This window comes from bacterium (assembly GCA_016702305.1).
Taxonomy (GTDB): domain Bacteria; phylum Electryoneota; class RPQS01; order RPQS01; family RPQS01; genus JABWCQ01.
In genome coordinates, this window is sequence record JADJEH010000015.1 from 44,303 (window position 1) to 54,546 (window position 10,244).

Annotated in this window: 10 protein-coding genes and 2 tRNA genes; 5 read left to right on the forward strand and 7 right to left on the reverse strand. The window is 49.3% G+C overall.

Annotated features, from left to right (window positions below; translation table 11 throughout):
• Positions 1-213 precede the first annotated feature (213 nt).
• Positions 214-288, forward strand: a tRNA-Val gene (locus IPH10_11030).
• Between the two features lie 26 nt (positions 289-314).
• Positions 315-388 (forward strand) — tRNA-Asp (locus tag IPH10_11035).
• Positions 389-460: 72 nt separating this feature from the next.
• On the opposite strand, the gene IPH10_11040 is transcribed toward IPH10_11035, so the two are convergent.
• The 7 genes from IPH10_11040 to IPH10_11070 form a co-directional block, all read right to left on the reverse strand.
• Complete coding sequence (locus IPH10_11040) at positions 461-1,156, reverse strand: site-specific integrase (GenBank protein ID MBK6911443.1); 696 nt, start codon at positions 1,154-1,156, stop codon at positions 461-463.
• Between the two features lie 402 nt (positions 1,157-1,558).
• Positions 1,559-1,789: a helix-turn-helix domain-containing protein gene (locus IPH10_11045; protein MBK6911444.1), complete on the reverse strand. Its 231-nt coding sequence runs from the start codon at positions 1,787-1,789 to the stop codon at positions 1,559-1,561.
• A gap of 277 nt (positions 1,790-2,066) precedes the next feature.
• Complete coding sequence (locus tag IPH10_11050; protein MBK6911445.1) at positions 2,067-2,525, reverse strand: hypothetical protein; 459 nt, start codon at positions 2,523-2,525, stop codon at positions 2,067-2,069.
• A 115-nt stretch (positions 2,526-2,640) separates the two neighbouring features.
• Positions 2,641-3,273: a hypothetical protein gene (locus IPH10_11055; protein MBK6911446.1), complete on the reverse strand. Its 633-nt coding sequence runs from the start codon at positions 3,271-3,273 to the stop codon at positions 2,641-2,643.
• Positions 3,274-3,522: 249 nt separating this feature from the next.
• Positions 3,523-4,275: a hypothetical protein gene (locus IPH10_11060; protein ID MBK6911447.1), complete on the reverse strand. Its 753-nt coding sequence runs from the start codon at positions 4,273-4,275 to the stop codon at positions 3,523-3,525.
• 1,117 nt (positions 4,276-5,392) lie between these two features.
• Positions 5,393-5,710 (reverse strand): hypothetical protein, encoded by a 318-nt coding sequence (locus tag IPH10_11065; protein MBK6911448.1) that lies wholly within the window; start codon positions 5,708-5,710, stop codon positions 5,393-5,395.
• 88 nt (positions 5,711-5,798) lie between these two features.
• Positions 5,799-5,906, reverse strand: a complete 108-nt coding sequence (locus IPH10_11070; GenBank protein MBK6911449.1) for a sigma 54-interacting transcriptional regulator — start codon at positions 5,904-5,906, stop codon at positions 5,799-5,801.
• 2,547 nt (positions 5,907-8,453) lie between these two features.
• Between IPH10_11070 and IPH10_11075 the strand changes: the two genes are divergently transcribed.
• From IPH10_11075 to IPH10_11085, 3 genes are all read left to right on the forward strand, one after another.
• Entirely contained in the window at positions 8,454-8,603 is a 150-nt protein-coding gene (locus IPH10_11075) for a hypothetical protein (GenBank protein ID MBK6911450.1), read from the forward strand.
• Positions 8,604-8,613: 10 nt separating this feature from the next.
• Entirely contained in the window at positions 8,614-8,853 is a 240-nt protein-coding gene (locus IPH10_11080) for a hypothetical protein (protein ID MBK6911451.1), read from the forward strand.
• A 647-nt stretch (positions 8,854-9,500) separates the two neighbouring features.
• Positions 9,501-9,686 (forward strand): hypothetical protein, encoded by a 186-nt coding sequence (locus tag IPH10_11085; GenBank protein ID MBK6911452.1) that lies wholly within the window; start codon positions 9,501-9,503, stop codon positions 9,684-9,686.
• Positions 9,687-10,244: the final 558 nt, after the last annotated feature.

Here is a 10,244-nt window from a genome sequence, read left to right on the forward strand (position 1 = left end):
CTTCTCTGTTCCGTTTACGCGTAAGAACTATCAGATCCTTGGAGCTGGAGTTCTGATGCTGATAGCAGGCTATTTCTTCATGAGCCAGCCGCCACACGACGGTTTCATGAGTTTGACTTTGTCGCCGCTAATTTTGACGGCGGCCTATTGTGTGGTAATACCGTGGGGCATTTTGGCGCGGGAACAGGCACCGACACACCCGTCGCAGACCAGGGGCGATTAGCTCAGCTGGTCCAGAGCGCCTGCTTTACACGCAGGATGTCGGGGGTTCGAATCCCTCATCGCCCACGATAGAACATTATTAGCTTTTAGCCGGGGTCGTAGTTCAGTTGGTTAGAACGCTGGCCTGTCACGCCGGAGGTCGCGGGTTCGAGTCCCGTCGGCCCCGCTAAAAAACAAGGGTTTACCAGAGATGGTAAACCCTTTTGATTTGCTGTGGTCACAATATGGTCACACTTGGTCACAGATCCGTGTCAAAATCGAGGCGGTTGACAGCGGTTCGAACGTGCTCTTGATTCAAGGCGAGGTAGTGCTTTTCTGTGACTTTCACCGATGAGTGTCCTAGCAGCCGACTTACGGTATAGATATCGACACCCTTTTCGATAAGGTGGCAAGCGAAGGTCGCTCGCAAGCTGTGCAAGTGGATGTCCGCTGGCAAGCCGATTTGGCGTGCCCATCTTCGGAACTTCTGGGAAACACTGTCTGGCTTGTAGTCAGGGAAGAGTAGTCCTAATTGTTCACCAGGCCACTTAATGAAGAGCTCTGCCAAGGAATCCGAGATAGGAACAGTTCGACGGTTACCCATCTTTCCGGATTCTCCTCGAACGACAATTTGTCGTCTTGGCAGATCGATGTCAGACCACTGAAGTCCGAGAATCTCGTTTCTGCGGCAACCAGTCTTGAGTCCGATGATCATAAAACGTCTGTACAATGGATCCGAGTGCGAAAGCAGGAGCTTAATCTGGTCATTGTTAAGCCAAGCTGGCGGATCCGGAGTACGAGTTCGCACAAGTTGAAATCTACCTGGAGCGGATTCGGGGATTAGCTTTAGCTTCTTGGCTTGCTGAAGCGCCGTATTGAGAACCCTTAACTCAAGGTTCAAAGTATGAGGCGAGACTTCTGCCAGTCGACGAGCCTTGTACTCTTCGAGAATCATCGGTGTGACGGCACCGACCCTCAGGTCGCCAACTGTGCCGATAAGCGTACGAAGAGCCGTAGCTTCACGGTCACCAGTCTTTTTGCTTTTTTGTTTGACAAGGCAAATATACGACTGCGTTCTGCTAACTCACTGAGTAGCATCGAAGGTGGCGAGTCTACGCCATCACTCTCACCTGTTGCAAGCGCAGAACAAAACTCATGATAGATCTTTTCCGCAGTTCGACGATCAGTCTCACCTATCCTTCTGACTTTCATGACGCCGTCAACGCGGTATCTGATATCCCAATACGTTCCGCCCGACTTCAACTTCCGTTTTCTTAATGATGGCACAGGTCTCACCTCCTTTCGTGCCGGTTTCGTTCCCTAAGCCCCTGAGATATCTCAGGGGCTTTACTTCTTCTTATGCCGCTTTTCTAAGATTAATCTGACGCGGTGTAAGGCGTTGCTTGTGGCGCTCGATGAACTCATCGAGTTGCTGCCGCGTGAAATACACCGAGTTCTTCGAGAACCTCACGCATTCCATTCTCCCCGCGTGTACGTGTCGGTGAAGCGTTGTTCTGCTGATGCCAAGCGTGGCGGCTGCGTCTTTGGCCGGCAGCAGTAACTTCGAATCGGAATCATTTGTCGTCATAATCTGGTCGATTTCTTGTAGTTGTTTGCAGATGCGTTACTTGAACAACCTCTTATACTCGGGAAAGAACGTGCACCCCGCGTCAAGAAAGCGGTTGTACTCAGCAATTGGATCGAGGCCTTTTTCGATTGCGTGAAACATCACCATAAATCGATTGTATGGTTCGACGAGGTCGCGGTGCCACACTCCAACGCGGTTTCTATACAGTTTTCCAATCTGGCCGCGATACTCATTAGCCAGACCGCTTTCCAAGTCGAGGATTGGCAAATGCTGCGGCTCAATAGATCCGGATATCTCCCCACAGTTCATCCAGCAGAGTCATCGCCGTGTGAAGACCATGGTGAAGCTTCTGGCTTCTGTCACCCATACCGCCAAGATTTCCTTCCTTGAAAAATGCAACTTGCGGGTAGAGATACCAATGCTGACTGGGGTCCCGCAAAGCGGCGAAGAATTCGTAAGCGAGTGGCAAGTCTTCGAAATGCCCCAGGCAATGGAGAATCGTTGGTTGAATCGAAGTGGGCTCAAAGGCCGCATACGCCTTCATAACGGCGCGATAAGTTGTCATCAGCTTGGCCGTAGTCATACCCAATTCGCTGTTCCAATCTTCAACGCCAGAATACCAATACGCCGCCATCCTTACATCTGAATCTGCAGGTTCATTGAACATCTTTTCGAACTCGTTGGGATCGAGGTTGAACGGCAATATGTTGCCATTTGAATAGTTTAGATTACTCACAGTTTGTCCTTTTGTTGTTTGTTGTGATTAGTTTCGATCTTTCCTTTAGTAGGGCACCAGCCAGTGTTCCAATTGAATAGTAGCTGACTGGTACCCGTAGATTTAGCCTTCTATGTTACCCGCGGTAATCCCAGTAGTACGGCTGCTTGCCCAACTTGAAGGTCCGCATGTGGTCCAACATTGCTTCTCTTTCCAAACAGGCCTTCATTCCGACCATCATCACGTTTCGAAATCCAACCAAAGCCTCAGACCATCTGCCAATCCCTGACTTGTACAATTTGCCAATGCAATCCGCGTAGTACTTGGCGGATTCGGGATCTTTAGCGGATTGTGGTCGATGTGCGGCTGGATTTGTCGTGCAAGTATCTGCAACCCAATGGTCTACAAACGCCATCGCTAAGGCCATGTTCATCAGGTCGTCATCTGATACCTGGCGATCAGCATCATACAGCACAACCTGGATTGTAGCGCCGTTTTGGCACCACAGATATATCGGTTCTGGAAACATTTGCCAATAACCAGGATCAGTCTGTACCATGCCCTCTCGTACCGTCACTTTCTCGACGCCAGGTGGCAAGAATTCCTTGCGAAACTCTTCGTAGTTGAAGAGGACAGTAAGTGTTTGCCGAGTTGCCATGTTTTCTTGGATAAGGATCAATTGATCTGCCTTGGCAGTGCTTTTGTCGTACATTGATAGCAGGCCGATACCCAGGTGTCTCGGCGCCGGTTCACGAAAAAGTTTGTTCATAAGTTTTCCCATTAAGGTTCAGCGGCCGGATTTCGCTGTGCTGAACGCCAAGTATCTTGTCAACGATATTCATAACAGTCCTTTACTGTGTCGCCGCCTGACCGGGAGACGGCGACGATTAATGGTTCTTCAAATTCTGCCGTTGCCCGACCAGCAGAATAGATTGCATGGGTTACAGTTCTAAATCACGAGTTGTGACAAGCCTAAGAAAAGTCAACTTCCATGTCATTAGCGCCATCGGCCGTGTCTTCATTTATGATCATCAACGAGTCCGTGACGTAGGTTTCCCGTAGTCCTACAGAATGTGATTGTTCGAACTTCAGGAAATTTGTATGAGACGCGTCCAAGAAGCGATGATATGCTGCTACCGGATTTGACCCAATAAGGGCAGCACGAGACATGACAGCGACCTTGTTTGCGAAACTCCATGAGCCGGTTCGGCAAGAAGAGCATGTCATTTTGAACCGGGATGTTCGTATCGAGCGACAGTTGATTAACCTTGCGACGTGACAATTCCACTGGCTCATGGTCAAGCGCATGCTCGCTAGAATGTCGCTCACAGAGGAAATCGTATAGCGTCAGAGTCGCTCCAATTGGTTGTGCAATTGATACGTCATGAACGATGTCGACCGGGTAGAAGCCAACGTTCACATAGCAGTTTGCAGCAACCCACTGGCGTTGCTTCGGTCCCAGCAAGTTCCAAAGTGTACGTGACATTCCACATATTTCGATGTCAAGTGTTACTTCACCGCCTCCAGGCATTGGCGTCTGGTCCAGTAGTTCTTGGACTGGTGCCAGTGCCTTACGAACCGTGGCTTTACGTTCGTCATAAAGGCCAGGGATTTGTCCAAGCCAAAAAGCTTCCGGTGAATGAAGCACGGTAATGATTGTGCCGAGTTTACCGCGATAGTCCGTTGTTGGCCAGGCATCGTATTCATCCCTGGTCATGTTTGACGGCAGAATCCAGTTCTTGTGTTCTTCCATCCAATTCACTCTTCCCATTTCACTTCCTCCTCGTTAGGTTTGTGCACTTGCCGAAATCGACAAGTCATCATTTAAGATTAGGATTCTCGTTTATCAGCAGTGGGATGCTGACGAAATAGATTAATTCAGTTGATGCAGTTCCGGGAATCCGTCCCGGTCGGGAATCTGTGGTTGTCAAAGAACTTTCTGCTACCCCACACTTGTAATGAAGTGACAGGGTGTTTTTTGGAAGTGCTTACGTAATTTGGGGATAGCTCCTCCGATGTTGTTCTTGCCCCAAAGCATCTCCTGATAAGTTGCCTGTTTGATTCCCATGAAGTCTGCTGCAGTGCGTTCAGACATCCCATTGACCCAAAGCTGGACAGCTGCCGCCTGTCGATCCGTCAAACTTTGAAAGCCTCCTCCAAAATATCGTGATTATGTCTGCTGGACTCTTCACTATCGACGTCATCCATCTCGAAGGTCGGTTCTTCCAGACCGAATCGCTCAGTCTCGCCTGACCCGATGTCGTGGTCAGTTCAGAGGTCTCCCTCCTATAGAAGCTCCTTGGGCTTGAAACTGAAGGCGGTCAAAGTCTGGCCGCGCAATCATCGTCGTTGTCATTCTGGATTTGAATGTCCGAAAAGCATACCTCGTTGGTGATTCCTGGGATCTCGAATTCGTAACGTGCCTGTATAGGCTGTCTCTGTAACATGGTCGCACTCCCACAGATTTGGGTTTGTGCGACCGGCCCGGTCGACTAATTGGGTGCTGCAGCACCTGAAATGGAAAAACCATCAGCGAATTGCTGATGGCTCTAAGGTGAATCAGGTCTGCCCCGATTGAAAGGATTTTCTAAGTACTTTTAAATCAATAGTTAAAGTCTCGAGCTCGACCGCATTCTTTAGGATTGCCCTAAAGAAGTGATAATCGGTTTAGGCGGCCTAAACTTTCGTGCTTTCCTTATGCTGGGACACCGCGCCCTCGAGTCACTCCGTAAGCAGAGGCCATGTCCTTGCCTCTTGCTTTGTATACTTCGAAATATTCGTACCAGAACTTCTCTGGACCCAAATTCCGCATGACTTTGTAGCGGACTCCGATCCGCGAAGCAATACTGAAATTTGTATTGGAGCAAAATTTCTTCAAATGCTCAAGACTAATCCTTATTTGCATCGACTGAATTCAGCAACTGGTTGACGGTTTGGCGGAGTTCATCAATGTTTGAAGGCCAATGATAGGACAATAGTGCAGTGACGGCCTCTGGGGACCACGATTTCAACGGGATGTGCATATCGATTGCGGCAGATTCTGTTACCACTGCAAGAATGTCTGGGAAGTCGCCTAAACGCTCCGAAAGGCCCGGCACTTTCAACTGGAAGCCCGTAACAAGTTGGTGTAAACCAGCAAGGAATCGTCCGTCGCGTACAGCTAGGGCAAGATCTTTCGATGTTGAGACCAGAACGTTGGTTTTCAACTTATGGTGTTTGGTGCTTCCAATAGGCAAAAACTCTTTGTCTGGGGTGCCCGAAGCAGTTTAGACTGAATCGTGAGGGACAGGTCAGTTATTCTTCCAGAAAAAGTGTACCACCCTCCGTTAGGCCCAAAGCGCCCAACCTTTCAGTAGTGGCACCCGTTCGAGTTTCTAAGGCATACCCAAAGACTCTTTTCAAAGCCCGGGTGTTTGGACTCGGAACAGTTAATGCGCATGAATTGGCGGTGCGCGCGGGCACTCTTTGCGTGCATATAGAGTGCAAACTCATGTTTTCCGGCGCCACGTGGTCCAACAATTAGAACAGGCTTCTCAAGATTTGCCAGTCGAACGGCATTGCGATAGCTTCCTGGAAAATGGTCGTCTTACCAACAAGTCCACTTGAACGAATCTCCCGCGATCTAGGGTTACCAAATCCGTTTAGAAGCTTGTGCGAACAACTCCAATCGTTCATGCTCCTTTACAAACAGTGCAAGCAATTCAAGCACCGCACGTGGGCTGAAAAACGCGCAGTTCCAAACTGGAGAGCAGAGAATGTTCCGACTTGGGTTTCGCCTTCCTTCGCTCTGTATGACACCCCCAAACTTCCTGTACAATCGCTTTGTCATTCAGTTTAAGCCTCGTGTCCTAATCTGCATCACAACTCGGCTAAAGGTCTTGTCGCCTTCTTTGGACGAAGCAAGTAGTCAAACACTGCTTGTGTACCCCATCTTGAGTCGAGCGGATCAATATCGTGTTCGCAAGAGCCTCTGCTTAAATACTGGAACGAAACAATAGGTGAGACCATTAGTAACTCTGCTGGGCACAAATACCAAGTCATCAGGGGAAAGCTTTTGTTAGATGGACCTTTACTCAGAATATAATCCACACCCTCACGCTCAGCAATTTGCAAATTAATGGCGCGCTTACAAGTGTCGTGAAATCAAACGTGTCAGAAGCACTCAGCACCACAAGATCCGCTTCTTTCCAGTAACTTTCATTAAGTCGCCTAGGAAAACGTGAAATCAAAATTTGCCCGGAATTTCCAAACAACATTGACTGTCTAAAGAAAGCCACGTAATTTTGAAAGCAAGAGCTGGTAGAACTGTTCAATGCCAAACGTCTTGGCCTGTCGCAGAGCTTCTATTTTGCTTGCGTGCCTTGGCCCAGTATTCCAGAAAATACTCTAGCGACCTCGAAAGCACGCCGATCTCCTGGAGATCTAAAGGCTCTTGTTGGATTTGCTACTCATTAATTGTGCACAGTTTTGCATTGGAGAAGACATTGATACTACTATTTCTGAAACAGTTCTTGCCAGGTCTCACTCTATTGGTCATGCTTTGCGTAACAACTGGATCTATTCTGTCCTGCTAGCGTATTCAAGGGTTCCAATAAGGGACGTCGTTGCGTACATTCGGTTGTTGAGCATTCCATAGTCGTCACACACATGCTGAAGTAAGTCAGCGTATTTTGGAGATTCAATGTCCCGAGCAGCAAGGGCAATAAGGTTTCTAGACCGGTCCTTATGTCTAAGGAAGTCTTAGTGAACAATGTTGTGGAAGGCGATAGCGTACTCGGGTTTCGGGGCCTTCAAACATTCGGGGAATTTCTCGAGGTCTAAACAAACAGCGAGTACCCGTCTGAGGAATGTTTCATCACTTCAATGTAGGCGCGATATTTCGAGGACACCTCTTCATATCCATTCAGAAGCCGCTGTATCCGGGCATCAAGTCACTCATGTCGGAAGATAGCGCATCCGAATAAGGATCGATATGTCGTCGACAGGGAAGAAGCGGTGGCCGTGGGAGCGTTTGATTCATGCTTTGTCGGCACGTCATGAATAGTTCACGTAGCGGCTGCGATTCTGTGCAAGTTCCTAATAGCAACATTTCTTCTGCCCGGAACAAAAACGAAAGGATGAGATGGCGGTTTCGTTTCGATCCTCCAGTTCATAAAATAGTTCTCAGTCAGAACACCAATGAATTCAACAGATTCTCTGCGTGCGCGCGATACGTGTTGCGCAACGAATACACCAGTCGTCCACGTCTCCAGTAATACCAAAAAGCGCTATTCAGGGATTTGTTGAGGGCTGTACGAAGAACATCCGGCACGTTTTCCTTAATGAGGTTCATGGGTAAGGACTTCGAGTCAAAGGCATTTTTGACCAATCGGCCCTTTAAGGGTAACGTTTCATTTCGTGCAAAAGTCTTGGTGTGGTGGGCGCGGGTTGACGGATCAAGCCTGCAAAAGCAAGATCCCACTGGTAGGAGGAGGCAATACTTGTAACTATTGTTGCAATGTAATGCTTACATTACAGACTTTCAACTCAATGTGCGTCACGAAGCGATACAAAGTGCGGCGTGCTGTACCAATTCGGGTACTCGCAGAAGGTTGAGCCAAGGTTCGCCAAACCGGCGACAAATCAACCAACCACAATAGATGGCCGCGAAAGTCAAGAGTCCTCTGCCTTGGCCCGCTCGGCCAAGGAAATCGCGTGACGGCACCACCGTCGAACAAGCCATCGCAGAAGCCGGGTTCCCGAGGGATTCGAGCTATACCCGGCACCTGAACGGGTCCGTGTTTGATACGGATGTGGCACAGTCGACAACGCCGTGTTGACGTTAGTTCCTGAAAACGGGGTTGGTGAGGCGGATTCTTCGCTGCCTGCCTGGATAAGGGAGGGCTGTAGAATCCATGGTCATAGCCCTCTCTCCTCCGGAGGAATACTCATGATTGAACAATCAGAACCTTGATCGAGTTCTGCGAACGGAAGTGGCATACGCCGATAGCGCTGGTCAACAATGCCGATGAACTTGCCGGGTGGCGTGAAGTCAGTGTAGCGGTCTATGTTAATGCCGACGCTGCCGCTTCGAAGTTCTGTCTGGAGCCTGTTCGGTGATCCGCTTGTGATGGAATCGGTACTTGTCGGCAAGGTCAACGCAAGTTGGCTTGTGTACGGTGCGCCGCGTGTTGATGTCACTTCGAACGTCGCGATGCTCATCTTCCCACGCATGTGCCGCAGTTCTCGAAATCGTCAGCGTGAAGCATTGATTGAAACTATGCAGACTGTAGCTGCCGAACGAAAGCATGAACTTGCAGTTTCACTGCGCGATGACAAGTATGAACTCGAACGACTTGCATGCGGGTGATGACGCTCTGTCGCAAAGTCGAAGGACCGTGAGTTACTGAACATGTTTAGCAAAAGCGCCTGAATTCACATCAAGGCCAAGGCGACGCGAACGTTTGTGGAAATGATGCGACTGGTTTCCCAGTTGTTATTCGCATATCAACGTCGTCGGAAGTCTGTGCTTGCCGAGACGTATCCGGTTACGCACAGGACATGGTGGTGGAAGTTACAACACTGAACCCTTCCGTTGTCAGTTGACCTTGACAAAGCCAGGAAGGTGTTAATCAACGGCGGCACAGAATGCAACAGTTATCGTCATCCACGCATGTTACCATTGGCCCAAACAACATTTGTTGGGGCAACATCGGTCATCTTGTGTCACGACTCGCCGGTGAACTTGACTTACATGGACTGTAAGCTTGTTCATCAGTTCCTGCGTAAGCTACAGCAGCAGTGATCCGTTTCAGAAGATCGGAGGAGTGGGATCCGGATTGGCAAGACGACTCCGGCGATGATCCATGCTGTTCGTGGTGCGACGACTACGGACACGGATAAAGAACTGCGAATCCACTGCTGGTGGTGCGAACATTGTCAACAATTGATGATCACGATGCAGATGAATGCCCCTGTAAATGCTCCCAAAAGCGAAAGAAGAAGAGGAGGAAGCCGATGCAGAACTTGCAGAGGACGCCGCGACAACCGGTTGATGCTGGATTGAAGATTCAAGTCGGGGCAACGGCGATGCAGAAGCTATGGCTGTGGACGGACTTCGCCAAGGGTGAAGTCTCGTGCCTTGGACTTGTCGGTAAAGTCGTTGGCTCCGAAACTGGCAGGACAACTACCGTTGAGTCGTAACCGACTTCTTCCTCGTCGAAACAGCAATGCACATACGAAAACTGACATGGATGTAGTGATGTTTGCCAGACTGATATCCGAAACTTGAAACCAATGATTCTCGCAAGCTTCGTTGCTGGGCACACTCGCATGGCAGCATGCTCCGTCTTCTGGGTGGACGGGATGATTTGCATCTCAGGACTTGCCAACAACGAGTGGCTCTTATCGCCCAGTAGTCAACAAGCGTCGCGACACCAGATACGCCTAGACCAGTTTCACCCGGAATTACATGTACATTCCTGATGTTCGGTGGGAAGTGAAGCATCCGCTGGTGAACAGTCTTGCAGAAGCATGCATTGACGAATTCAAAGCCAAAGTGCGTGAGACTACGTTTTACAAAAGCGAGCATGGCGAGTGATTAATTGGTCAGGCGTGATATGATTCTCGATGAACTTGACCAAGCAGTGCACGTGGCGCCTTGACAATGGTTGAAAACTCGACGAGGTTAGATTGGCTTGGATTGGACCGTGACGATATTGAAACATTCTAAAGACACCATGAACGACATGCGATTTCTAA